This is a genomic window from Paenibacillus sp. 2KB_20 (assembly GCF_052115765.1).
Lineage (GTDB): Bacteria > Bacillota > Bacilli > Paenibacillales > Paenibacillaceae > Paenibacillus_AQ.
Genome location: NZ_JBFRHH010000003.1, coordinates 273,257 through 298,797 on the forward strand (window position 1 = coordinate 273,257; position 25,541 = coordinate 298,797).

The 25,541-nt window shown below is 51.4% G+C and carries 22 protein-coding genes; 7 read left to right on the forward strand and 15 right to left on the reverse strand.

Going from position 1 to position 25,541, the window contains the following annotated elements; genetic code table 11:
* Positions 1-153: 153 nt before the first annotated feature.
* The 13 genes from AB4124_RS10605 to AB4124_RS10665 all read right to left on the reverse strand — a co-directional run bounded on the left by AB4124_RS10605 (position 154) and on the right by AB4124_RS10665 (position 15,556).
* Positions 154-1,344: a sugar ABC transporter permease gene (locus AB4124_RS10605; protein WP_441972784.1), complete on the reverse strand. Its 1,191-nt coding sequence runs from the start codon at positions 1,342-1,344 to the stop codon at positions 154-156.
* A gap of 2 nt (positions 1,345-1,346) precedes the next feature.
* Positions 1,347-2,858 carry a xylose ABC transporter ATP-binding protein gene (locus tag AB4124_RS10610; protein WP_430112901.1) on the reverse strand — a complete coding sequence of 504 codons (1,512 nt, stop codon included), beginning with the start codon at positions 2,856-2,858 and terminating at the stop codon, positions 1,347-1,349.
* A gap of 118 nt (positions 2,859-2,976) precedes the next feature.
* Complete coding sequence (xylF, locus tag AB4124_RS10615; RefSeq protein ID WP_430112900.1) at positions 2,977-4,056, reverse strand: D-xylose ABC transporter substrate-binding protein; 1,080 nt, start codon at positions 4,054-4,056, stop codon at positions 2,977-2,979.
* A 221-nt stretch (positions 4,057-4,277) separates the two neighbouring features.
* Positions 4,278-5,858 (reverse strand): helix-turn-helix domain-containing protein, encoded by a 1,581-nt coding sequence (locus AB4124_RS10620; RefSeq protein WP_430112898.1) that lies wholly within the window; start codon positions 5,856-5,858, stop codon positions 4,278-4,280.
* 100 nt (positions 5,859-5,958) lie between these two features.
* On the reverse strand, positions 5,959-7,395 hold the full coding sequence (locus AB4124_RS10625; protein WP_430112896.1) for a sensor histidine kinase: 1,437 nt from the start codon (positions 7,393-7,395) through the stop codon (positions 5,959-5,961).
* Positions 7,392-8,375, reverse strand: coding sequence for a sugar-binding protein (locus AB4124_RS10630; RefSeq protein WP_441972787.1), 984 nt, complete (start codon positions 8,373-8,375; stop codon positions 7,392-7,394). Before AB4124_RS10630 ends, AB4124_RS10625 begins: the two co-directional genes overlap by 4 nt.
* A gap of 219 nt (positions 8,376-8,594) precedes the next feature.
* Positions 8,595-9,671, reverse strand: coding sequence for a Gfo/Idh/MocA family protein (locus tag AB4124_RS10635; RefSeq protein ID WP_441972788.1), 1,077 nt, complete (start codon positions 9,669-9,671; stop codon positions 8,595-8,597).
* A 222-nt stretch (positions 9,672-9,893) separates the two neighbouring features.
* Positions 9,894-10,811 (reverse strand): ribose ABC transporter substrate-binding protein RbsB, encoded by a 918-nt coding sequence (rbsB, locus tag AB4124_RS10640; RefSeq protein ID WP_076320795.1) that lies wholly within the window; start codon positions 10,809-10,811, stop codon positions 9,894-9,896.
* A gap of 15 nt (positions 10,812-10,826) precedes the next feature.
* Positions 10,827-11,795: a ribose ABC transporter permease RbsC gene (rbsC, locus tag AB4124_RS10645; RefSeq protein WP_076320794.1), complete on the reverse strand. Its 969-nt coding sequence runs from the start codon at positions 11,793-11,795 to the stop codon at positions 10,827-10,829.
* A gap of 1 nt (position 11,796) precedes the next feature.
* On the reverse strand, positions 11,797-13,278 hold the full coding sequence (locus AB4124_RS10650) for a sugar ABC transporter ATP-binding protein (RefSeq protein WP_441972791.1): 1,482 nt from the start codon (positions 13,276-13,278) through the stop codon (positions 11,797-11,799).
* A gap of 15 nt (positions 13,279-13,293) precedes the next feature.
* Positions 13,294-13,692: a D-ribose pyranase gene (gene rbsD, locus AB4124_RS10655; protein ID WP_339292899.1), complete on the reverse strand. Its 399-nt coding sequence runs from the start codon at positions 13,690-13,692 to the stop codon at positions 13,294-13,296.
* Positions 13,693-13,694: 2 nt separating this feature from the next.
* Positions 13,695-14,573: a ribokinase gene (gene rbsK / locus AB4124_RS10660; RefSeq protein ID WP_379406439.1), complete on the reverse strand. Its 879-nt coding sequence runs from the start codon at positions 14,571-14,573 to the stop codon at positions 13,695-13,697.
* Positions 14,573-15,556: a LacI family DNA-binding transcriptional regulator gene (locus AB4124_RS10665; RefSeq protein ID WP_441972793.1), complete on the reverse strand. Its 984-nt coding sequence runs from the start codon at positions 15,554-15,556 to the stop codon at positions 14,573-14,575. The genes rbsK and AB4124_RS10665 overlap by 1 nt, the downstream gene beginning before the upstream one ends.
* Before the next feature lie 235 nt (positions 15,557-15,791).
* Here AB4124_RS10665 and AB4124_RS10670 point away from each other — a divergent pair, with 235 nt between their 5' ends.
* The 5 genes from AB4124_RS10670 to AB4124_RS10690 all read left to right on the forward strand — a co-directional run bounded on the left by AB4124_RS10670 (position 15,792) and on the right by AB4124_RS10690 (position 21,514).
* On the forward strand, positions 15,792-16,772 hold the full coding sequence (locus tag AB4124_RS10670; RefSeq protein WP_441972795.1) for a carbohydrate ABC transporter permease: 981 nt from the start codon (positions 15,792-15,794) through the stop codon (positions 16,770-16,772).
* The gene (locus tag AB4124_RS10675; protein WP_441972797.1) at positions 16,769-17,593 is read left to right on the forward strand and encodes a carbohydrate ABC transporter permease; all 825 of its coding nucleotides are present in this window, start codon (positions 16,769-16,771) and stop codon (positions 17,591-17,593) included. The genes AB4124_RS10670 and AB4124_RS10675 overlap by 4 nt, the downstream gene beginning before the upstream one ends.
* Positions 17,594-17,718: 125 nt before the next feature.
* Positions 17,719-19,080 (forward strand): extracellular solute-binding protein, encoded by a 1,362-nt coding sequence (locus tag AB4124_RS10680; RefSeq protein ID WP_441972799.1) that lies wholly within the window; start codon positions 17,719-17,721, stop codon positions 19,078-19,080.
* Positions 19,081-19,322: 242 nt separating this feature from the next.
* A complete protein-coding gene (gene rocF, locus AB4124_RS10685; protein WP_430113158.1) occupies positions 19,323-20,228 on the forward strand; it encodes an arginase in 906 nt (301 codons plus the stop codon).
* 95 nt (positions 20,229-20,323) lie between these two features.
* Entirely contained in the window at positions 20,324-21,514 is a 1,191-nt protein-coding gene (locus AB4124_RS10690; RefSeq protein WP_441972801.1) for an ornithine--oxo-acid transaminase, read from the forward strand.
* A gap of 170 nt (positions 21,515-21,684) precedes the next feature.
* Here the strand turns inward: AB4124_RS10690 and AB4124_RS10695 are convergent, their stop codons facing one another.
* Positions 21,685-22,650 (reverse strand): arsenic resistance protein, encoded by a 966-nt coding sequence (locus tag AB4124_RS10695; protein ID WP_441972803.1) that lies wholly within the window; start codon positions 22,648-22,650, stop codon positions 21,685-21,687.
* A gap of 135 nt (positions 22,651-22,785) precedes the next feature.
* Here AB4124_RS10695 and AB4124_RS10700 point away from each other — a divergent pair, with 135 nt between their 5' ends.
* Positions 22,786-23,694 carry a TIGR01777 family oxidoreductase gene (locus AB4124_RS10700; protein WP_441972805.1) on the forward strand — a complete coding sequence of 303 codons (909 nt, stop codon included), beginning with the start codon at positions 22,786-22,788 and terminating at the stop codon, positions 23,692-23,694.
* Between the two features lie 77 nt (positions 23,695-23,771).
* Here AB4124_RS10700 and AB4124_RS10705 read toward each other — a convergent pair whose 3' ends face one another.
* On the reverse strand, positions 23,772-24,362 hold the full coding sequence (locus tag AB4124_RS10705; RefSeq protein WP_441972807.1) for a YdhK family protein: 591 nt from the start codon (positions 24,360-24,362) through the stop codon (positions 23,772-23,774).
* Between the two features lie 207 nt (positions 24,363-24,569).
* On the opposite strand from AB4124_RS10705, the gene AB4124_RS10710 reads away from it, so the two are divergent.
* Complete coding sequence (locus AB4124_RS10710) at positions 24,570-25,502, forward strand: AraC family transcriptional regulator (protein WP_076320781.1); 933 nt, start codon at positions 24,570-24,572, stop codon at positions 25,500-25,502.
* Positions 25,503-25,541: the final 39 nt, after the last annotated feature.

Sequence of the window (25,541 nt, forward strand, 5' to 3'; positions counted from 1 at the left end):
CAGACTAAAGCCAAATTAACGACCATGATCCCTCGTTCGCAAACCCAGCTTGATAATCGTGTAGAGAATACAGTAGAAAGACCCCAGATACCGCCTCATAAGGAGGTACCTAAGGTCTTGATCGATCCGTGTGTTCATTAGCTTCTGTACAGCTTACTTCACGCCCTTGCGGCGGTTGGAAATGTCCAGCCAGACAGCGAAGACCAGGATAGAGCCTTTAACGACATACTGCCAGAATGATTCCAGCCCCATCAACGACATGCCGTTATCCAGCGAGGTCATGACGAGGGCGCCAATCAGCGCGCCGATGACGGTGCCCGCTCCACCCATCAGCGAGGTGCCGCCAATGACGCAAGCGGCAATAGCGTCCATCTCGGTCATCGTGCCTGCGGTGGTCGTAGCCGAAGCCAAACGAGATGTTAATACTATGGCAGCAATCGAGCTGAGCAAGCCGCTGAGCAGAAAAATCAGCATCGTCTTCCGATGGATGTTAATCCCCGACAGACGGGCCGCTTCCTTGTTGCCGCCAATCGCGTAAATATGACGTCCAAATGTCGTCTTCGTAGATAAAAAGTAAAAGATGACGGCAAGCCCGATTACAAAAATAATCGGAAAAGGGATACCCTTATAATTGTTCATGATGAGCACGAATGAGATCACAAGCAAAGCGATGACGGCTGCTTTAATGATATCCACGCCGAGCGGAGATACTTCAAAGCCATATTTTTGCCGGGAGCGGCGTTTTCTTATGGCACTCCATACATATAGACCAATAGCAATAGCAGCGATAACCATACCGAAGCCTTTGGCAAAATAAGCGTTGCCCAGCATCGCCAGCACCGGATCGGATACCGGAATCGTCATCGATTCGGTAACCCCCATCAGCACGCCCCGGAACACCATCATCCCGCCCAATGTAACAATAAAAGCGGGAATCATTTTATAAGCGACAAGCCAGCCCTGCACCAGTCCCAGCACGGCCCCGGCTGCCAACGTACCGACAATGACGATAATCGGCGGCATTCCCAGCCAGTTGCTCAGAATGGCAGCAATGCCGCCCGTCAATCCTACAATCGAACCGACCGAAAGGTCGATATGACCCGCGACAATAACGAGCACCATGCCGATGGCCAGAATCGAGGTCACTGACATTTGTGTAAACAAGTTAGATAGATTCCGTGCGGTCAGAAATGTAGGATCCAGAATGCCGAATAATGCCCAGATGAGGACCAGCGCCCCAACCATCGTATAAGCACGTACGTCCATTTTACCGAAAAGGCTGCCCCAAAGTGACGATTTCGCTGCGGGAGCTTCTTGCTTTTGAAGTTCATTTTGTAGCTGCATCGTTATTTCCCTCCCGTTGCGGCTTGCATAATATTTTCTTGCGTCGCTTCGCGCCAATCGAACTCACGCACGAATTCCCCTTCGCTCATGACCAGAATCCGGTCACTCATGCCAAGCACCTCCGGCAGCTCCGAGGAAATCATAATAATGGCCACGCCTTGCTCAACAAGCTGATTCATCAAATGATATATTTCGTACTTCGCTCCAACGTCAATCCCCCGGGTCGGCTCATCCATAATCAGAATCTTCGGATCGGACATCAGCCACTTGCCGATAACGACCTTTTGCTGATTTCCGCCAGATAGGGTGCCTACGGCTGTCTCGAGCGAGGCTGTTTTCGTCTTCAAATCCTGCACATAACGCATTCCCCATTTAATCTCTTCATTCTTATTAATGACTCCAAAGCTCGACACTTTGCTCATCGTCGCCATCGTTGTGTTTGTCTTCACGTCCATGTTCATCACAAGACCTTGACGCTTGCGATCCTCGCTGACCAAAGCGATGCCTGCTTCAATTGCATCGGCGACCGAGCGAATAAACACGGGCTTGCCTTCGATCAACACGTCGCCCGTCGAGCGTCCGTCATACGCTCCAAAAAGACTGCTGACCAGCTCGGTACGCCCTGCGCCCATTAACCCGGCAATCCCTAAAATCTCGCCTTTGCGCAGTGTGAAATTCACATCCTCGATCACTTTCTGATTGCGCTTTTCGGGATGCCATACATTGTAATTCCTTACCTCCAGCACGGTCTCCCCCGGCGTGTGCTCTGCCCTTGGATAGCGTTCCGTCAGTTCACGACCCACCATCAGCGATACGACATGGTCATCATCCGTTTCGTGACGATCCAGCGTCGCTACCGTCTGCCCGTCGCGCAGTACCGTAATCGAATCGGCAAGCTCGAACACTTCCGGCATTTTATGCGAAATGTACACGCAGGACACCCCTTCGCTGCGCAGCTGATTCAAAATATTCATCAGGATAGCTACTTCACTTTCGGTCAATGCCGCCGTCGGTTCATCCAATATCAAAATTTGCGTATGCTTGGACAACGCTTTGGCGATTTCCACGAGCTGCTGCTGGCCGATGCCAAGACTGCCGATTTTGGTATTAGGAGAGATGTGCAGTCCTACCCTTTTCAACCAAAGGGCGGCGTTATGATACAGCTCATCCCATCTGATTACCCCATGCTTTTGCGGCTCCGCACCGAGAAAAATATTCTCGCCTACCGTCATATCCTTCACGAGCGCCAGCTCCTGATGGATGATCGTAATTCCAGCCTTCTCCGCATCCGTAATGCTATGAAATTCCTTATTATCTCCGCCGATTACAATGTTGCCACTATAGGTTCCCGCTGGATACAAACCGCTCAGCACCTTCATCAACGTCGATTTACCGGCACCGTTCTCCCCGCACAGAGCATGAATCTCACCTTTTCGCACCTTGAAGTTCACCTGATCTAACGCCTTGACGCCCGGAAATTCCTTGCTGATATTAACCATTTCTAACACGTGCATAGGCTTCTATCTCCTTCTAACGCCGACTCATTGGCAAGGATGAGAGTCCTGAAACTGCATAAAATCGATCATCAGCTTCGTCTATCGCTCATCTCATCCCTTGCCAGATGCACTTAGCTTACTGCTGCGGCCATTGATCTTTTGGAACGTTCTTGTAGACATCCTCCAGCTTATGGAAGCCATCCTCGATCAAAATGGAGAGCTGATCCTTGCTGACCGGTATCGGATCAAGCAGTACGGATGGAACATCGAATTTGCCGTTATTTACGGAAGTATCCGTAGCAATATCTTCACCTTTCGCCGCCGCCACGGCCATTTCGGCCGCCTTCGTGGCAATCGATTTTATCGGCTTATACACAGTCATCTGCTGCGTGCCCTCCGCAATCCGCTGGACAGCGGCCAAATCCGCATCCTGACCGGACACCGGAATTTTGCCAGCCATGCCTTGTGCAGTCAATGCCTGAATCGCACCGCCAGCCGTGCCGTCATTTGCAGCTACAACGCCTTGCACGTCGTTCTTTACGGCCGTCAGCGCATTTTCCATGTTCTTCAAAGCCTCTTCCGGCTTCCAGTCTTTAGAGAACTGGTCATACACGATTTTAATATCACCTTTCTCTTCAAGTGGATTCAAAATGTTCATCGCACCTGTCTTAAACATATGTGCATTGTTGTCCGTATCAGCTCCGCCGATATAGACGATATTTCCTTTCGGCGCTTGGTCGATGACGGCCTGAGCCTGAAGCTCACCAACACGAACGTTGTCAAAAGAAATGTAGTAGTCCACTTCGGCATTGTTGATCAGTCGATCATACGCAATGACCTTGATGCCTTCTTTATGTGCTTTCTCCACAATCGGCGCGGTTGCTTCCGCATTGTGCGCGATGACGACGAGCACATCGACTCCCTGGGAGATAAGCTGCTCCGCCTGGCTGAGCTGCGTTGCGTCATCCCCGTTCGCCGCCAGCACCTTCACATCACCTCCGAGCTCTTTGACTTTGGCCGAGAATATATCCCGGTCCTTCTGCCAGCGTTCCTCCTTCAACGTATCCATGGACAACCCGATGACGATATTGCCATCGTCTTTGCCTGCGGTTGTATTCCCTGCTCCCTCGTTATTATTGGCGCTGCCGTCCGAGACTACGCCGCATCCTACTAGGGAAGATGCCAACAAAATTGCCGCTAAGCTCAACCGTAACATATGACCGTATTTTCTCACTCTTCCTTCGCCCCTCTTCACTTGATAAATATTTGATTGCGCTTACATTGAAATCTTAGCATCTGAACCATAACAGCGGGCGGGTGATTACCTGCACTTCTTTGCTCTCCACCTTCAATGAAATGCGGCCAAATGTAATGAATTTCATCGTTAGCATTTTCATAGCACAATATAGTTCTAAATAACAAAAAAGTCCTTGTCGATTAACAAGGACTTGACTTCTCGATTTGCTGCCGATATTCGCTGGGCGTAATGCCCGTCGTCTTCTTGAAGACGCGGCTGAAATAATTCGGATCGTTATATCCGACCTCAAAACAAATCTCCTTCAAGCTGAGGCGGTGTTCTCCAATAAGTCTCTTGGCCTCCTCGATGCGCAGTCGGGTCACGTAGTCAATGAAGTTCTCCCCCGTGTGCAGCTTGAACAGTTTACTGAAATAATAAGGGCTGAGATTCACGTATTCTGCACTCTGCTCCATCGAGATATCCTCTTTATACTTCTGGCCGATATAGAGCAGTGCCCGCTGCAGCACATGAGAACGGCTGCGCTCTTTTTCTTCCTTCAATCCGTCAATGAGCTTATCCAGCCATATTTGCGCGCCTAGCCGCAAAGATTCCCGATCCTCAAGCGCACCTAGCGAGGCGATCAGTTCTGCTCCTTCCCCTGACTGTGCCCCCCGGCTTAAGTATAGCAGCAATCCAATAACCTCTCCCCGCAGACGCGGAAAATAATGAAGCTCGCTATGCACCAGCCGTTCCCAGAACAGAGCAAATCGTTCCGATGCCTCCAGCTTATCCTGCCGCAAAAGCGCATCCAGCAGCTTCTTCTCTTCATTAAGCGAAATAATCGCCTGCCCCGAGCTCTGAGTAATATCGTCATAATGCCGTACACTAACGATATCATGATCATCCGCGCATACGCGGACAGCTTCCCGGTATGACCGGCTCATCCCGTCCCAGCCTTCCCGGATCGAACCGATCCCGACAGAGAGCGCCAGGTCGAAACGTTCCTCTACCAAATCTTTGATGCGCGCACCCCAGTCCAAGGAGTTAACGCGCTGGGAGTACCCTGGCTGGCCGGGCGGCAAAGGAATGAACAACGCCATCTGATGGCCGACCATAGGACTGACGAGACAGGATAAGTTTGGCTTTGCGAACTGTTTGACGGTCTCAAAGACATCTTTTTTAACAAGCTGAAATCCTTCCCACTCTTTAGCTGCATGCCGGGCAAATGATACCACCATCGCATATCCCTTCTGCCATTCCAAATGCAGCAGCTTGGCAAGCTGCGATACTTCTACCTCCTGCACGCATTCCAGCATCAGCATGAGGGACAGCTCATTCTCCGCGAGCGGCATGAGCTGAGACAGCTTCTCCTGCATGTCTAGCCGTTCGTTCCTCTGCCGCCTGGCTTCCTCCGTCTCATCGATCAACGCCTTGATCACGTCCAGAACCTCTTCCCGCTTGGCTGGCTTGAGCAAATAATCGCGAACCCCTAAGGCCAGACTTTCTTTGGCATAAGTGAAATAATCATGAGCCGTGATCATCACGATTCTGGTCATCGGGTACTTCGCCAAAATCTCACGCACCGCATCCAGCCCTTGAATGCCCGGCATCTTGATATCCATGAAAATAAAATCCGGCCTCGCTTGCTCGGCGAGTTGAATGGCCTGTCTCCCGTTCTCCGCATGAAGAAACGTAAAGGTGTCCGGCAGCATATGCCGGATCATAAGCTCCAATCCCTCACGCTCAAGGGCTTCATCGTCTGCTATAAGCAAGGTGTACATCCGTATTCCCCCACATTAATCCAATTTGTTTGATAAAACAACCAACTAAACCAGGTTGATTAAGCGTGCGCCAACGCATTGCTAAACAGATCAGCCACCATTAGGCCGCCGTATGAAACGGCAGGGTGAACACGACAGCGGTTCCCGCTCCCTCCACACTGTCAATCTCAATTCGCTCTTGACCATCAAAGAACAAATGCAGCCTTTTAAACACATTATGCGTACCTAGTCCGGTGGATTTCCCGTTTCCGCTGCCATAACGCGGCGATTCCTCACGGATCGATTGGAGCAGCATATGCGCCGTCTCCTTGCTCATCCCAACGCCGTTGTCTCTGATCTCGATCTCCACCCCGGCATCCTTATAGCTGATCCCCAGCTTCAGTATGGCGCCAGCTTCCATCTGCTCAATCCCGTGAACGAATGCATTCTCCAAAATCGGCTGCAAGGTCAGACACGGAATCATGCAATCCAGCGCCCGTTCATCAACATCCATCACGAATTCGATCCGATCGCGGAATCTCGCCTTTTGGATATGGATATATTCGGTTACATGCTCCACCTCTTCACGCAGATGTACCGCCTGGTCAAGCTTCTGCAAATTGTACCGGAGCAGGCGCGAGACGGATACGGCGAGATCACTCGTTCTCGCAGCCCCTTCGATATAAGCGAGCTTGGAGATCGAGTTTAACGTGTTGAACAAAAAATGCGGATTAATCTGGCTCTGCAGCATCTTCAGCTCCAGTTCCTTAACAAGGCGGTCTTTCTCCAAGCTGTCCATATTTTCCGCCATCAGCCGCTGAATGTTATCAATCATCCCGTTAAAAACCCGGCACAGAATGCTGATTTCATCATTGCTATCACTCTCCGGCGCCTTCGTATCCATCCGCCCCTTCGAAATTTGCTTGGCGGTGGCAACGAGACGGCGAATCGGCCCCGTAATGCTCTTCGAGAGCCAAATCGCGACCAGGATACTAAGCGCCGCCACGGTAGTAACGAGCAAAATTCCGAGCGTATTCAATCGCTCCGACGTAAACATCATCTCCTGGTAGATCGGCTTATATTGCTCGAGTTCAAGATCAACGAGCGTCTGAGCCTCTTCGCGAATGAAACGCTCCGTTTTCTCCGCTTCGATGTACTCCCCAGCCATCACGCCCGAATCATGAGCATCGATTTGCGCGATCATCCCCTCGGCCTGCTCGATAAACGTATCGATAATATTGCGGTAGTTGATCAGCGGCAGATCGCTAGGCCCAATCGTGGCGAGACTGTCCAGCTCCGTTCGCAGCTCTCTTACGGCGTTCAAATGCTGGATCACTTCAGGCATGCTCTCTGCATCCATTTGCATAATATACCGGTTCATCGAACGCATATTCTCGCCAACCTCATACGAAACCTCTTTGTATAATAAAATGCGGTTCATCATCAGATGATAGTTTTCCTGCACCGTTTTGCCGCTCTCGAACAGGAAGAAAGAAACCGAGCTCATCAGAAGCACAAGCAGCGGTATAAAAATAAACAGCTTCTTCCGTATAGTCACAGGCTCTCCTCCTCCTGCACATTGCTCCTGTCCAGCACCTTGACCTCTGTATAGTATTCAGGAAGCAGTTGTTTCCCCTGAAAATGATCATAGAGCAGCTTTACCGCTGTGCCGCCCATTAAATAGGGCTGCTGCGCCACCGTACCTTTAATCTCCCCGCTGCGAATCGCGTTCAGCGTCTCCTTCTGATTGTCAAAGCCAATAATCGTCAGCTCATCACGTCTCAAGCTCTTGGCGGCTTGCAGCATCCCTAGCGCATCCGTTGCGCTGGTGCCCACCATAACATTGATCTCCGGATGCTCGCGCAGCATTTGAGCGGCCTGCTGAATGGCCTCCATATGCGAAATATTGGAGCTGCGCACCGCAACGATTTCCATTCCGCTGTACTGCCCCACCACTTGCATCAGCCCATCCAGGCGCTGCAATTGGCTCGCAGCAAGGTCGCTGCCAATAATGACACCAATCTTGCCCGAACCGCCCGTCGTTTCCACAACAAGATGCCCCAAACTCTCCCCGGCGGCTACATTATCCGTGCCAACGTAGGCCAGCCGCTGGCTGTTTGGCGCATCCGTATCAATCGTGACAACCGGAATGCCGCGTCCCACCGCTTTATTAATAAGCGGCGTGAATTTCTCCTCGTTCAGCCCTTGCACAATAATCGCATCCACACGGGCGGCGATCGCTTTCTCCAGCAAATTGAGCTGCTCGTCCATGTTATTGCGGACGGCTCCGGCAAATTCGATGTCGATCCCATACTCTTCCGCCGCCTCTTCCGCCCCCTTCTCTACCATCTCCCAATATGGATGATAGCGTTCCTGCTCGATCAACACGATGTGATAACGCTTCGTTCCATTTCCCTGATGCCCTTGCAACTCCTTCACGATACTGCTCATTTTACCAGAATGGTACGCAAACCCGACAAACAAATATATAAGTATGCCCATCAAGACCGCTGCGGCGGCCAACCATTTCTTGTCCATCCCCATTCACCTCAATGACTATCCTACTCGGAATTGTAAGCGCTTGCAAAGGAAATGTATGGGGAATACGGAAATCTGCTTATATAAGCATAAAAAAGAGTGAGAAACATCCCACTCTTTTTTATCTGTGATTATGGTCAATCACTAAAAGAATTGTCAACATTAATGGTAATAAAATAGTTAAAAAGCCGATCTGCTCGGATTGATCCCGCCTACGTGTTAAACAGGGTAGATATCGAAATCCTTCAGCGTTTCTCCTGTTCTGGCCGATTCAAATACTGCCTCGATCAGATTCAGGACACGCAGCACTTCCTCGTTCTTCACAATCGGTTCTGCTTCGCCTTGGATCACGGCCGCAAAGTTATCGAAGAAGCTGCTGGATTGACGATATGGCTCCGGCAGAGCTCCCGTAATGGTAGCTTCTTCGGAAGGAGGGGCCATCGTTTTGGTCAATCCTACCCCGGCTTGAATAGGTTTAGGCTCCACTTTCACCGCATCCTGGTTCCGGGTAACGACTCTGCCGTTTAACGACCAGTCCTCAATAATACCGGTTCCCTCGGTTCCTTTGACGTACCAGCGTGGCAGCGTAATGAAATTCGTCGTTCCCACTTCAATCAGTACGGATACGCCGTTCTCGAATTCGATGACCGATTCAAAGCCGTCATCGACCTCATCGCCGAGAATAAAGCTCAAGCGGCTGCTCAGGCTGGTTATTCGGCTGTCCACCATGAACAGGACCTGGTCAAGAAGATGCACGCCCCAGTCCAGCAGCATGCCGCCGCCGTGGGCTTCCAGATGACGCCAGTCGCCCGGTATGCCATTCGCCCCGTGCACCCTGGATTCAATTCGGAACAGGTCACCTATCGTTTTCTCATTGTACATTTGTTTAATGGTCAGGAAATCCTCATCCCAGCGGCGGTTCTGGTGAACCATCAGCACCCGGCCAGCAGCATCGGCCGCAGCCACCATCTCTTTGAAGTCACTGACGGACAATGTTACCGGCTTCTCGCAGATGACATGTTTGCCGGCTTTAAACGCCTGAAGTGCCAGTTCCTTGTGCACGTCATTAGGCGTAGCAATGAGCACCACGTCAACCGCAGTATCGTTTAGTACCTGCTCATAGCTTTCGTAGGCAGGATACCCGTCTTGCTGGGATACTTCCCGGCGTTCTTCCAAAATATCGTAGGTTCCCGTAACCTCAAGAAATGCATTGTCCTTAATCAGCTTGGCATGGTAGCTGCCCATTCCGCCATAACCTACGATCACGATCGCATGTTTTCTTTTCTCCATCGTCATAATTACATAGCTCCTTTATTACATCTAAGAAGTAAACGCATACACATCCATTATAATATAATATGCGAAATAACTGTCCTCTTTTAACGATATTGTATTCCCGCTATTATCGCAAGGCTGTGAGTTACTTCGCATCCTGTAAGAAATGATCAATATATTTCCCCCAAAAAAAGCGTTACCCTGCTTCTATCGCAAAAAGTAACGCTTCTAAATCATACTAGATTACTCCTTCACCACCAGTTTCAGAGGTGCAGCGATATTCTCTTCCACCTCTTTGCCCTGGAGCACGTCCTTGGCTGCGCCGACGGCAAGCTGACCGATCAGCTCCGGCTGCTGGGCTACGGTAGCCGTCAGGTTGCCGGCTTCGATGGACTTCAGCGCATCGTCGTTACCGTCAAAGCCGATGACCATAATGTCTTTGCCCGAGCTTTGGATCGCTTCGATTGCGCCCAAGGCCATTTCGTCATTGTGGGCAAAAATCGCTTTGGCGTCCGGGTTGCCCTGCAGCAGATTTTCCGTCACGGTCAGACCCTTCGTCCGGTCAAAATCCGCTGCCTGCTTCGCCACCACGTTCAGCTGCTTATCTGCGATATCATGGAATCCCTTGCCGCGTTCGCGGGTCGCGGAAGCACCCGGAACCCCTTCGAGCTCAATGACCTTTGTATCTTTGCCCAGTTGATCCACGATATACTCGGCTGCCATCTGACCGCCTTTGATGTTATCGGAGGCAACCAGCGCAGCGACTTCGCCCTGATCCGCCGAACGGTCAAGTGTAATGACCGGAATACCCAAGCTATTTGCCGTTTGCACCACAGTGGAAATCGCGGACGAATCCGTTGGGTTAATCAGCAGTGCATTGACGCCCTGCTGAATCAGATCATCAACGTCGTTGCTCTGCTTGGCCGAGTCGTTCTGTGCGTCTACGACAACGACCTCCATCCCTTGTTTGGTCGCTTCGGCGACGACGCCATCCTTCAGGGATACAAAGAACGGGTTATTCAAGGTCGAGATGGAAAGACCGATTTTGATGTCTTTGACATCCCCGCCGGCCTTGGGCTTCGCCCATTCCGGAGGCTCCAGAGAACAGCCTGTTATGAAGATCAACATAAGTGATACGAGCAGCAAAGTTGTTTTTTTCATCGTTCATTCTCCCCCTTAAGCCGATTTTCTACGGTCGAGCAGTACGGCAATCGCAATCACGACGCCTTTGACAACCATCTGATAGAAAGAGTTCACACCGAGCAGGTTGAGCCCGTTATTCAGTATGCCAATGATCAGCACACCGATTAACGTACCGACGATCCGGCCGCGACCACCGGTCAGACTTGTACCGCCAAGAACAACGGCTGCGATGGCATCCAATTCATAGGACGTCCCTGCAGTCGGCTGTGCGGAATTCAAACGGGAGGTCAGAATCGCGCCTGCAAGCGCGGACAGCATCCCTGCCAGGGAATAGATCATGATCTTGACTCGTGGTACTTTAATACCGGATACAAGCGATGCTTTTTCGTTACCGCCGATGGCATATGTCTTGCGGCCAAATGACGTTTTATGCAGGATGACCCACAGCACGGCAAACGTGATGATCATCGTAATAGCAGGCACCGGAATACCAAGCAGGTATCCGCGACCGAACAATTGGAATGCAAGGCTGTCGCCAAGACCCGTAATCGGGTTACCGTTCGTATAGACGAGCGTAAGTCCTCGGAATATCGTCATGGTGGCCAAGGTGGCAATAAACGGCGCCATTTTCCCCTTGGTAATCATGAGACCATTGATCATCCCCATGACACCGCCAAGCGCAACGCCGATGATGATCGATAGGATCGGGTCAAACCCGGCCACCATCATATTGGCGACAAATGCGCTGGAGAGCGCGAGAATCGAACCGACCGACAGGTCAATACCGCCTGTCAGAATAACAAACGTCATACCGAATGCAATCAATGCATTAATCGATACCTGACGCAGCAGGTTCAGAATGTTAAGCGGTTCCAAGAAACTTGGATTCAGGACGGATACGATAACGATTAGAATGATCAGTCCGAGCAGCGGACCGAGCTTTTGCGTCAAACCTGATACCTTAAACCCTTTTTCCGCCTTGGCATCGTTAATAGTTGTCATATTACTGACCTCCTGTAGCTAGAGTCATGATATGTTCCTGCGTGGCTTGTTCACGGTCCAATTCACCGGAAATCCTGCCTTCGTGAACAACGAGAATCCGATCGCTCATTCCGAGCACCTCCGGCAGCTCCGACGACACCATCAGAATCGCCACGCCGCGTTCGGTCAGTTCATTCATCAGCTGATAAATTTCCCGCTTCGCACCAACGTCCACGCCGCGTGTCGGCTCATCCAGGATGAGCACGCTCGGCCCAATTCCGATCCACTTGGCAATAACGACCTTCTGCTGGTTACCACCCGACAGATTGCGTGCCAGCGTCTCGGTTGTATGCGTCTTGATCTGCAGCCGCTTCGTCAAGGTGTCCACGAAATCCTGCTCCTTCTTCCCGGAAATGAACCCTTTGGAAGAGAAGCTGAACAGATTGGGCAGTGCCATATTTTCACGGACCGAGAAATCCAGGACCAAACCTTCATCCTTGCGGTCCTCTGTTATGAATCCAATGCCGTGTTTCACGGCGTCATCCGGCTTCTTGATCGAAACTTTCTTTTCGCGTACCCAGATTTCGCCGCTATCCAGCGGGTCCAATCCGAAGATCGCTCTCATCATCTCGGTGCGCCCTGCCCCCATCAGGCCGGATACGCCAACAATCTCGCCGGCACGAACCGTGAAGCTTACATTCTCGAACCGGCCTTTACTGCTAATATTCTTCACTTCCAGCACGGGCTTACCCGGAGATGGATGACGTGCCGGATATCGCTCGGTCAACTCCCGGCCGACCATCTTTTTGACGACTTCATCAAAATCCGTGTCCGGAATGGATTTGGTATCGACGGATTTACCATCTCGCATAACCGTAATCCGGTCGCAGATCGTAAAGATCTCCTCCATCCGGTGGGAAATGTAAACGACGGATACGCCTTGTTTTTTCAATGAACGGATGACATCAAACAGCTTCTCAATTTCCCTTTCGGTCAATGCCGCCGTCGGTTCATCCATAATGATGACTTTCGCTTTTGTCATAAGCGCTTTGGCGATCTCAATCATCTGCTGCTGGCCGACGGAGCATTCTCCTGCCTCCTGCGATAATGGTATCGTCACCGCTAATTTGCTGAACTGTTCCTTCGCAAGCGCCTTCATTTGTTTCATATTGAGGAAGCCGAGGCCGGACGTCATCTCCTTGCCGATAAACAAGTTATCCAGAACCGTCATCTCCGGCCAGATGTTAAGCTCCTGATGGATGAAGGCAACGCCTCTCTCTTCCGCTTCCTTCGGATTAGCAAAATAGGTTTCCTTACCGTCGATGACAATCTTGCCTTCATCCCGGCTGTGAAGACCGGTTAATATATTCATCAGCGTCGATTTACCTGCGCCGTTCTCTCCCATCAGGGCATGGACCTCTCCTTCCCGGAGATCAAAGTCCACGCCTGCCAGCACCCGGTTCGTGCCAAAAGATTTTTGGATATTCGTCATCTCAATGTTCATGCTGCTTCCTCCTTTTTAACCGAAATGAACACCGGCCTGCAAAATGCAGTTCGCATAGGGCTTGGCTTCGCCTGTACGGATAACCGCCTTAGCGTTTCGAGTCCGTGCCTTGAACTGCTCGTGTGAGCAAGCCTCGATCTCGCAATCCTGAAAATTTTCCTGTATATAATGCAGTGTTTCCTTATTATCAAGCTTCATTTCTTCAGCGATGACGATCTTTTCGATTACCATATCGTCAGCGATCGCCTCTACCACCTCGGTAAAGCTTGGTGTCCCCAGCGTTAGCGCCAAATCAATCTTGGGAACTCCGGGAGGAATCGGAAGGCCCACGTCGCCAACAACGATGGTATCGGTGTGTCCCAGATCTGCCAGCACTTTCGCGATGTGACTGTTCAGCATTCCGTTCTTCTTCATATTCAAAGACTCCCTTCCACTTCGAGGCGCGACGGCATTCCTCCCTGCGCTCCGAACTTCATGACCGATAAGGAAGCTGCGCGGTTCGCAAATCTCAAGCTGTCGGCCATGCTCATGCCTTCGGACAGAGCCACGGCAAAGGCACCGTTGAATGTATCGCCCGCTCCCGTTGTATCCACGGCTTCAACCTTGTAGCCGGGAACCACAACCTCTTCATTGCCGTCAAAATAACGAACTCCCCGCTTGCCTTCCGTCACGATCAGTTTGTTCGGATAACGGCGCAGCACGTCGCCTAATGGCTCATCTCCGAACAGGATAGCCGCTTCATGTTCGTTCGGCGTCATGTAAGCCGCCCGTTCAATAACAACGCTCGGCACCGGGCGGGCCGGAGCCGGATTCAGCATCAACGGCACCTGATATCTTGCGCATAATTCACTGACATGCACCACCGTTTCCTCCGGAATCTCCTGCTGAATCAACACGATATCCGCAGCCTGGATAACCTCCGCTGCCTGATCAACATAATCCGGGGTGATCCGATCGTTGGCAGCCTTAACTACCACGATGCTGTTGTCTCCCTCTGCCAATATGATGTGTGCGGTTCCGCTTTCAATACCTGTAACCGGTTCCACATACTCCGTAATAACACCGTTCTCCTGCAAATTGCTCAAAATCGTTTCGCCGAAGGAATCTTCACCTACACAGCCAATCATCGTTACCTCTGCACCCAGTCTCGCCGCCGCGACGGCCTGGTTGGCTCCCTTCCCTCCGGGTACCGTCTTAAAGCTGTCGCCTAGCACCGTCTCTCCAGCGCCGGGGCGCTTGGTGGAGGTGACCACCAAGTCCATCGACGCGCTTCCGATTACCACGATCTTCGCCATTATGATTCCACCTTTCTTGTTGTCTGCCGCTCAATAAATTCTACCGAGAATTCGATACTGCTTCTCTCGATGTGCTGCCCTTCAATAAGTCCGATAAGCAATCTGGCCGCTTCCCGGCCCATTTCATATGCCGGCTGATGAATCGTGGACAGGGGCGGGGCCAGCAGTCGGCTGAGCAGAATATCGTCAAATCCTATAATCTGTACGTCTTCCGGCACCCTTTTCCCCAGCCGATGCGCTTCCTTGACTACGGCGGATGCCATAATATCGTTACTGGCGATGACGCCGTCCGTGTCCGGATGCTCAATGAACACTTGCTGGGCGAATTCTTCCGCGACGGTTAAAGAAAACGATGTCGTCTTCAGCACTTGATACGCAGCCGCCTGTTTTTCCAGAACCTCAACAGCTCCTTCAAAACGCTCCTGGGCAGGACGGACATCCGCCGGGCCTTGAATCACGGTTATAGCTTTACTGCCTCGCTTAACCATCTCCTGTGCCGCAATCCTACCTCCCTGCCGACCATCCGCAAATACGGAAGGTCGATCCGATGAGGTTCGATCCAGAAATACAACCGGGATCTTGAGCCCTGCATATATGTCGGCATCCGGATCATTGGTCGATGATATGACACCAACCACATTATTTTGGACAAAGGTTTGGATGTACTCCATTTCCTTCTTCTTGCTCTCGTCGCTGTTCCCGAATATCAACCGATAATCATTTTCCTGCATCTCATCCTCAACTCCGCGGGCAAGCTGCGGGAAATAAGGGTTCATAATATCCGGAAGCAAAAGTCCTATCAATTTGGATTTTCTTTTATATAAAGAACGTGCTACTTCATTCGGCGTATAATTCAGCTCGCGAATGCTTTGTTCTACCTTGGACCTGGTGTCCTCATGCACGTAACCGTTTCCATTTAAAACCCGTGAAACCGTGGCCACGGACACGCCAGCCCGGTTTGCCACATCCTTGATCGTTGCCATTACCGTCATCACCTCATTCATGTGTAACCGGTTACAGATATAACATATCACATCTTTTTTTAACCTGCAAGCTTTTGAGGATTGGAATATTTTTGTACCGGGTATTGGCAAACCCACCTTCAGCAATAACATGGCCAGCAATAAATTACGGTATTCTTACAAAAACCTTTACTGGAGTTTACATCCGGTTCCTATACTCAATACCTGTAAGGCCAAGCAGGAAAGTGAGGTAAACATGATTATGGAAAAAGAATTTATGCTTCCTTCTCCGGGTCATTCTCTGACGCCGCCGGTTAGCGAAGCTGAGCCTTCGACAGCCGCAAAACCGATCTCTATCAAGAAAACAAGACGCAGGGAAATCATGCTCGCTTATGCATGTCTAACACCATCGCTGCTCATTTTCGGTCTATTTCTGTTCTATCCGCTGCTCAAATCCGTCTATCTGAGCTTGTTCCTGACCGATCCTCAAGGCCGGGTAGCCGAATTCGTAGGGTTCGATAATTTCAAGGAGATACTGGCCTCCGAGATGTTTTATACCAGTTTCGGCAACACACTGCTGTTTATCGTACTGACGGTCCCGACCGGCATGGCAGCCGCCATACTGCTCGCAGCCCTGACGCATAATAAACTGAAAGGCATGAAAATATTCCGTTTTATATTCTCGCTGCCCATGGCCGTGTCCGTCGGTACCGGCTCGATGATCTGGATGATCCTCTACCATCCGACTATGGGCATGCTGAATTATTTCCTGTCGCAACTCGGCACGCAGCCCATCCAATGGCTGACCGATCCGAAATGGGCCATGATCTCCGTTGCCATCATGACGGTCTGGATGAATCTTGGGTTTAATTACATCCTGATGCTGAGCGGCATGCAGGGAGTATCCGAGGATATCTATGACAGTACCAAGATTGACGGCGCCGGTCCGTTAAGAACCTTCTTCCGGATTACGATGCCGCTGATCTCCCCTACGTTATTCTTCACATCCGTCGTGTCAGTGATTGGCGCCTTCCAAGCGTTTGGACAAATCAACATCCTGACCAAGGGCGGTCCGATGAACAGCACCAACGTCATCGTGTTCAATATCTATCAGGATGCATTCGTCAACTTCCGCTTCGGCATCGGCAGTGCGCAAGCGCTCATCCTGTTTGCGATCATTCTGCTGCTGACCGTCTTTCAATTTAAATTCGTGGAGAAGAAGGTGCATTACCAATGAACATGCGTCTCATGCCCAAAAGCTTCATCTACTTCGCGCTGCTTCTCTGTTCGCTGGTCGTTGCCTTTCCGCTTCTATACACCTTGTCGACATCGCTTATGAGCGAGGCTGAATCGGCCGTTTATCCGCCGCCTCTGCTTCCGGAAGCCATCAATCTGTCCAATTTCGCCAAGGTGATCGATACGATCCCTGTCCTTACCTTTATCGGGAACAGCCTGGTCGTCTCCATTGCCATCATGGTCGGTCAGATCGTGACCGCAAGCCTGGCGGCATACGCCTTTGCCTTCCTCCAGTTCCCGGGTAAAACGCTGCTGTTCAGCCTCTTTCTCGCCACCATGATGATCCCGTGGGAAGTGATCATGATCCCGAACTATCTGACGGTCAAAAGCTTGAATTGGCTCGATACCTACCAGGGGCTTATCGTTCCATTCCTGGCAACCGCCTTCGGAACCTTCCTGCTCAGACAAGCCTTTTTGCAGCTGCCGAAGGAGCTGTTTGAAGCGGCTCGCGTGGACGGCTGCGGCCATGTCCGGATTTTTCTGAGCATGGTGGTACCGTTATCCGTACCTGGAATTGCCACGCTGGGCGTGTACTCGTTCCTGAACAATTGGAACATGTACCTATGGCCGCTCTTGACCACCAACCGCGTTGAAATGCGTACCGTTCAGATCGGGATTGGCATGCTGCAGTTCGAAGAAATGAATTCGTGGAATTTGATTCTGTCCGGCGTACTCCTTCTGCTGCTTCCTTCCCTGCTGCTGCTTGCGCTCGGTTTGAAGCCGCTTGTCCGCGGCATCACGGCAGGTGCGTTGAAGGGCTAATCGCTATATTAATTCGGACTATAATGAATCAGCCTTGCGTGCCGGTTATCGATAAGAAACGGGCCGCGCAATTTCTGATAGATCAAACCATACTTTATTTTCAAAAAGGGAGAGATTAACCGATCATGAAACGTTTTGGTAAAAGGTCCTTCGCGCTGCTCCTGCTTTCCTGCTTCATGCTGATCAGCGCCGCTTGCAGCAATACGCCAGCCGCTGGAGAAACGACCGTTGCTGCCGGCAGCGAGCCAGCCAAAGATCCTGTTAAGGTTGTGTGGTGGCATTCCATGAGCGGGGAGCTCGGGACTGTCGCGGACAAGCTGATCTCCGATTTTAATGCGGCCCACAAGGATATTCAGGTTGAGGGCGTGTTTCAAGGAACGTATGATGAAAGCTTGAACAAGCTGAAGGCCTCCTTGGGATCAAAGAGCGGTCCAAGCATGATCCAGGTGTACGAAATCGGCAGTCGTTTCATGATGGATACCAAGGCCATCCGTCCGGTTCAGGACTTCATGGATGCTGAAGCATACGACATTTCCTCCTTGGAACCGAATATCAAAAATTACTATACATTCGACAACAAATTGTACTCCATGCCGTTTAACTCCTCCAACCCGATTCTGTATTACAACAAGGACGCTTTTAAAGCGGCGGGTCTCGACCCGGAAAACCCTCCCAAAACCTACGAAGAGGTAGCGGAAGCGGCAAAAGCGCTGACAAAAGGCAGCCAAACCGGCGCATCCTTCGCCATCTATGGCTGGCTCATGGAACAATTCCTTGCGAATCAAGGCGTTGAGCTGCTGAACAACGGCAATGGCCGCACTTCTCCGGCAACCGCTTCGCAGGTCAACAGCGGCGCTGCCGTGAAGACGCTGGAATGGTGGAAGCAAATGCTGGACGATAAGGTGCTCTTGAACCTGGGACGTAAAACGGACGACACCAAAAAAGCATTTGCAGCAGGTCAAATTGCCATGACGCTGGACTCGACGGCTTCCCTCCGCGGAATCGTCAGCGCAGCGGAAGGCAAATTCGAAGTCGGTACGGCGTTCCTGCCCAAACCGGCTGACGGCGGCGAAGGCGGCGTTATTATCGGCGGTGCAAGCCTGTGGCTGATGAACAACAAATCGGAAGAAGAGCAGCAGGCAGCCTGGGAATTCATGAAATATTTGGCCGAGCCGCAAACGCAAGCCTACTGGCATGTCAACACAGGTTACTTCCCGGTAACAACTAAAGCTTACGAAGAGACCCTGGTAAAGGAAAACCTGGAGAAATATCCGCAATTCCAGACGGCCGTGGATCAATTGCATCAAACGACGGCCAACCTGGCAACGCAAGGCGCTGTCATGGGCGTGTTCCCTGAAGCCCGCCAGCTGACGGAAACGGCCATCGAGGAAGTGCTGAACGGTCAAAAAACGGCGCAGGAAGCACTGGACAAAGCCGCTCAGGAGATCAGCTCCAAGATCGAAACCTATAATAAAACGGTGAAATAAACGTCGATCGACGTACTTTCTCGGAAGACAGACCTCATATACTGTCATATATGAACGAATTGCAACCCTTGATACAGGATCATAAGGCCCCCCGCGGTGCCCTATGAATCATGCATCAGGGGTATTTTTCTGATGGCAGCTTCACCTCAACTTTCCATATTGGATCAGCTTGTATAGGGGTTTGCCCAAATCACTTAGCCGGGCTCCTGAATACACTGATACAAAGTGGAGGTGAGCCTATGATGAGAAATCTTCCGTCCACCGTAACCATCGTCCCGGTGCCGTTTGACCGGGGTGCTACCCGCCGCGGCGCAAGCCAGGGACCGAATGCGATTTTCGGAGCCGGCTTGAAACGCAAGCTTGACATGCTCGGTGTATCCTACCAGGTCGATGACCTTGCTGGACTCCCCGAACACAAGGATGAAACGCACGATCCTCAATTAAAACATCTGAAAGAAGTCATAACGATTAACGAGCAGCTTGCAGCTCATGTGTCTGCCCTGGCACAATCGGGCGTCTTCCCGCTTGTCCTTGGCGGTGACCATAGCATTGCAATCGGCACTCTAGCCGGGCTTACCCGGCACTATCAAAGCCTGGGCGTCATCTGGATTGATGCTCACTCCGATCTCAATACGCCGGATACAACTCCAAGCGGCAATATCCACGGCATGTCGCTGGCTGTCAGCTTGGGAAGAGGCGATGCGCGGCTAACATCGATCGGCGGCGTAAAATCAACGATCAAGCCGGAGCATGTAGTGCTCATTGGCGCTCGTTCCCTCGATCAGGGCGAACGGGATTTCATCCGTCGGGAAGGCATTACCTGCTTCACGATGCAGGACATCGACCGCATCGGCATGTTCCGAGTCATGAAGGAGGCTATCCGAATAGCGTCAACGGGCACGGATGGCGTTCACCTCTCCTTCGATATCGATAGTGTCGATCCGAAAATCGCACCTGGAACGGGAACGCCGGTTCAGGGCGGACTCAGTTACCGGGAAGCGCATCTGGCCATGGAGATGCTGTCGGAATCCGCTATTCTGACCTCGGCTGAATTCGTGGAGAACAACCCGCTGCTGGACCGCGGACAGACAACGTCCCGGCTGCTAGTCGGCTTAATCGGCTCCATGCTGGGCGAAAGCATCTTGTGACGCGTCCTCATACTTGATTATGAGAGGCTTTTTTGGCGCGGTATCCGGTGCCAGTCGCCGGCTAGGTTTCTTAAGACTCCCAAGGAGGTTACACTATGGACCCTTCAAACCCACATATCGAGAAAGCCGACAGGTACGGTGCGAGAAACTACCACCCGCTACCCATTGTCATTGCCAAAGCTGCAGGCATCCATGTGACGGATTCGGACGGCAAGCGGTACATCGATATGTTAAGTGCCTACTCGGCGCTGAATGCAGGTCATTGTCATCCCCGAATAATCGGCGCTTTAAAGGAACAAGCAGATAAGGTGACACTGACTTCGCGCGCATTCCATCATGATCAACTGGGCGAGTTTTACGAGAAGCTGTCTGCTTTCACCCACAAAGACATGATTCTTCCCATGAATACGGGGGCCGAGGCTGTTGAGACGGCACTCAAGGCAGCACGCCGCTATGCTTACCGGAAGAAAGGCATACCGGCCAATCAGGCCGAAATCATCGTCTGCGAAGGGAATTTCCACGGCCGCACCATCACCGTCACTTCCTTCTCCTCATCCAGCGAATATCGGGAAGACTTCGGCCCTTTCACGCCGGGCTTCAAAGTCATCCCCTATGGCGACCTGGAAGCGCTGAAGCAGGCCATCTCACCGAATACGGCCGCCTTTCTTGTAGAGCCGATCCAGGGAGAATCCGGCATCATTATCCCTCCTGACGGATACCTTAGCGGCGCAATGGAGCTGTGCAAGCAGCATCGCGTTCTTCTGCTTGCGGACGAAATCCAGACCGGCTTCGGCAGGACAGGAAAACGTTTTGCCTGCGACTGGGAGGATGTCATGCCGGATATGTACATCCTCGGAAAAGCGCTGGGCGGCGGTGTTTTCCCAGTCTCTGCCGTGGCGGCGGACGCCGATATTCTCGGTGTATTCGAGCCGGGGTCCCACGGCTCCACCTTCGGCGGGAATCCCCTCGGCTGCGCGGTGGCCATCGCTTCCATGGATGTATTCCTGGAGGAAGGGCTGGAAGGCAGCTCCAAAGAGCTCGGCGAATATTTTCTTCAGCAGCTTCGATCCATCCGGCATCGCGATATTCAGGAGGTGCGCGGCAGGGGCCTATTCATCGGCATGGAACTGAAGGTTCCAGCCAGAACCTACTGCGAGACACTAAAGGATCTCGGTTTGCTCTGCAAAGAAACCCATGAATCCATTATCCGCTTCGCCCCTCCGCTCATCATCACCAAAGCGGAACTGGACCAGGCCGTTGGGATCGTAAGGCAAGCGTTTGCGTGACGATCCGAAACAGACTTGCAATTGCATAAAAAAACAGTTTGTTCACCCCCTGGCTCAAATAACAATGGGTGCGGCAAACTGTTTTTCTGGTTCCTCTCTCACTCAAGCTTTGCAGCTTATCCTGATACTGCGATTCACCGAGCCACTTTCCTGATAGGGTCTGAGCACAGTTATTTAATCGACTTCACTTTCATTCTTCTTGATAGAAGCAGCAGCTGAGAGACAACAGCAAGCACGGGCAGTTCGATCAACGGGCCGATGACCAAGGCTAGAGCAATCACGGGCTGTTCCGGAAAGGCCGTCACGGCGATCGCGAGAGCTACCGGGGAGTTCCGGGCAATGATTGTTAAATGGAGGCTGACCGAATCCTCGTAAGAGAAACGCAGCATTCTGCCCACTACGCTGCCCAGCGTGTAATTCATTATAAAATAAATCAAGATCGGAACAATGAGAATATAAATCATGTCCATATGATTCAATAAGTATGACCCTTGTGACGCAAACATCGCGACAATGGCAAGACATAGAAAGACAATCTGTGCCCGGCCAAAAAATGGCAGCACCTTGTGCTCCAGCGCCTCTTTCTTCGCTCTCAGCAAGAAACGGGTGAGATGTGCAAGAGTGAACGGAACTACAAGCACAAGCAGCACGCTTTCGATCAATGTTTCCAGCGATATCGTTTCGATCGTACCGGAGAACAAGAGCAAATATAGCGGAAGCAGCAGCACCTGGAGGATCAGATTAATGGGCAGCACCGATGTTGACAAGGGCACGTTCCCCTTGGCAATCGAGGTAAACACCAAATACCAGTCGGTACATGGGGTCACCATCAACATAATGAATCCGATCCAAAGCGCCGGGTGATCCGACAGAAAAACAGCGCCGAGTCCCCAAGCAAGCAGCGGCGTCCAGATAAAATTAATGGCGGTGCTCGCCCCCAGAAACTTGATGTTCTTGAACGCCTCTCTTAACTGCTGCAGCGGTATCGTCAAGAACAATCCATACAACATCAACAGCAAAAAAGGAACGATCCCGTAGTCTGCATATTCCGAAACAACCGGAAACTGCCCCAATAACAGCCCGATTGCCACCGCGCCCATGATGATCAAAGTTTGAAGTTTTTCTATAAGTCCCATCCCGCACCCCTTACCATTTAAATCATGAACAAAATGAAGTAATGACCGAAAAATCATATAACGGAATCATACCGCATTTTTTGTATAATGGATTGTATAATGTTCAGGACAAATTAAAAGTATAAGGAGGTTCATATGAGAATAGCCATTTGCGGAGGCACCGGTTTCATTGGGCAGGCATTGTGTTCGCGTTGGCAGCGCGATGGACATGACGTTATCATCGTCACAAGATCGAAGCCGGAAGTTCCTCCCCATCGCCAACAAGACGGGCCTATATCCTATCTGACCTGGGATGAGATGAAGTCCCATCCCGAGCGGTTTGAGGATTTGGATGCCATCGTTAACCTAGCTGGCTCTTCCCTTAGTCAGCGCTGGACGCAAGCAGGCAAGCAGAGAATCCTTCAGTTAAGACAACGAACCGTCTCCTCCGTAGCCGAACTGATGGACCGCCTGGAGCATAAACCTCCGGTCGTAGTTCAAGCTTCGGCGATGGCCATTTACGGCACATCCGAGTTTGAAACATTTGATGAGGAAAGTCCTGCCACGGTAATGGATTTCCCGTCGGAGGTTGTGTTGCAATGGGAGCAAGCGGCCGACCGCATCCCGGTTGACCGGTTAATTAAGCTGCGCATCAGCGTTGTTCTGGGAGGTAAAAGCGGAGCCCTTCCCAAAATGCTGCTGCCCTATAAACTAGGCGTAGGCGGCAAGATCGGCAGCGGCAAGCAATGGCTCTCCTGGATACATATCGACGATATCGTGGAACTCATCGATTATTGCATCCTGCACGAGGACATATCCGGAGTCGTGAATGCGGCTTCCCCGCATGCGGTCACGAACGATGAATTCGGCAGGAGCATCGCCAAGGTCTATCACCGTCCGCACTGGCTCCCCCTGCCTGCTTTCATGCTCCAAGCCATCCTGGGCGAAATGTCGCTCATTCTTTTAAAGGGCCAGCGTATCCTGCCGGCTAAGGCCCAACGTCACGGCTTCCAGTTTCGCTATCCGGAAGTGACGGACGCACTGAAGCAGATCAAAGAAAGCTGAACCGTACGGCCATATGCATAGAAAAACAATCGCTCTCATGTATAGAGAACGATTGTTTTCTTTTTTTCATAAAACTTCTATTGTACGGGGGCCAGCTCGCTTTCCGTCACCCACTTATGGTTCTTAACTTCTTCGCCGGTTGTCGTCGTGAAATCCACCATATAGACCGTCGTTTGTTCGGCGGAATCGATAACGGCAGTGGCTCCCTTCATTCCCTCCATATGATCCGCATTCACGACGGCTTCCGTTCCAGGCTTTAGGGGCTCCTTCCCGGCATCCTTCATCTCCTCATGAATCACCCATTTATGATCCTTTACTTCGGGTCCGCCGCTCGTCGGCGTATACGATATCGTGTACACCGTCGTATCGTACGCCCCGACAATCGTTGCTTTTGCCCCCTTCATTCCGGGCATGTGGTCGGATTCAATGATCGCTTCGGTGCCCACCGCATAGGTTGGATTCTCTGCCGACTTCAACCCTTCCGGAACCTCCCCCGAGCCGGAATGGTTCATGCTGCCATGATCCATGTTATCCATGTTCCCGGTGGCCTCCGTGTTTTCCTTGTTATCGGGGTTTGCGCTTTTCGTATTACCGCAGGCACCCAGTATGAGGATGAGGGATGCTAACGCAACCAGAATAAGCGGCTTCCATCGTTTCTTAGCTGACATATGATGAACTCCTCTCTTATATTGAATGTTCATAGCATAGCAGCTACTTATGAAGAACATGTGTAGCTGTCTATGCATTACATCACTATACCCATTTTTTCAATAAAACTTATCTGTGATATAAAATAGAGAGTGATCATAACTACTATTTAGTCCTATACTCTTGGTAGACATATTTGCCAATTCCCAGAAGGAGCACCATCTCCCATGCAAATCAATGACGAAACTTTCATCCCGTTATTTAAACGGGCCAATTCCATATTAAACCGAACCCTGAACCGTATCGATCAGCAGGAACTAAGCATCCGGATTCACTACTGGGGATTTATGCCGCGCCACTACGATAATACGGAGCATAGGCATTCTTTTTTTGAAGCCTGTTACGTGTTGACAGGCCGTGGATCGTATATCGAAAACGAGACAGAGTTCCATCTTCATCCAGGCACCCTGTTTCTCTCAAGGCCGGGGGTCCAGCACCAAATTAAGAGCAGAGAAGGCTTGGCCTTATGTTATGTTGCCTTTGAGCTGGATGAATCGGCAAACAACGATTTCCATACGGCTGCTTTCCGAAGGTTAGCCAGCCAAGGCATTCCGGTGCTTCAGGAAGGTGCCGGGCAAGCGCCCGGACTCTTGTGGCTTTCGCTGTTATCCGTGTTTCAGTCGGGCTCTGGCGGTAAGCAGCACCCGCCGCATATGCTGAACAGCATGGCTATTTCACTCATATTATCGATTCTGGCAGCCCACGGCCCCGGTTTCTACCAAGAACCTTCCGATGGTGGAGCAAACGAAGAAGGAGCGTCGATGTTTCATCAGGCCGAATTGTTTATCAAGGATAATCTGGGCGAGCCGCTCTCGCTGGAGCGGGTGGCTGGCCATCTTCACGTTACGACCCGTCATTTGACAAGACTGTTCCGGAAATACGGACATCAATCCTTTGTTCATTATGTGCAGGAGCAGCGTGTGCAGCAGGCTAAACACCTGCTTCTGAATACAGACCGGCAGATCAAAGAGATTGCCATCTCTTGCGGATTCGAGTCCGTGCACTACTTCACCCGGGTGTTTACATCTAAGCTTGGTGTAACCCCGGCCCGCTTCCGGCGGTCGCAGTTTTCGGAAGGTCGTTACGACTCCGAGCTTTAGCGGCTAGAGACGTCGATGTCCTGATCGTACAAAAACACT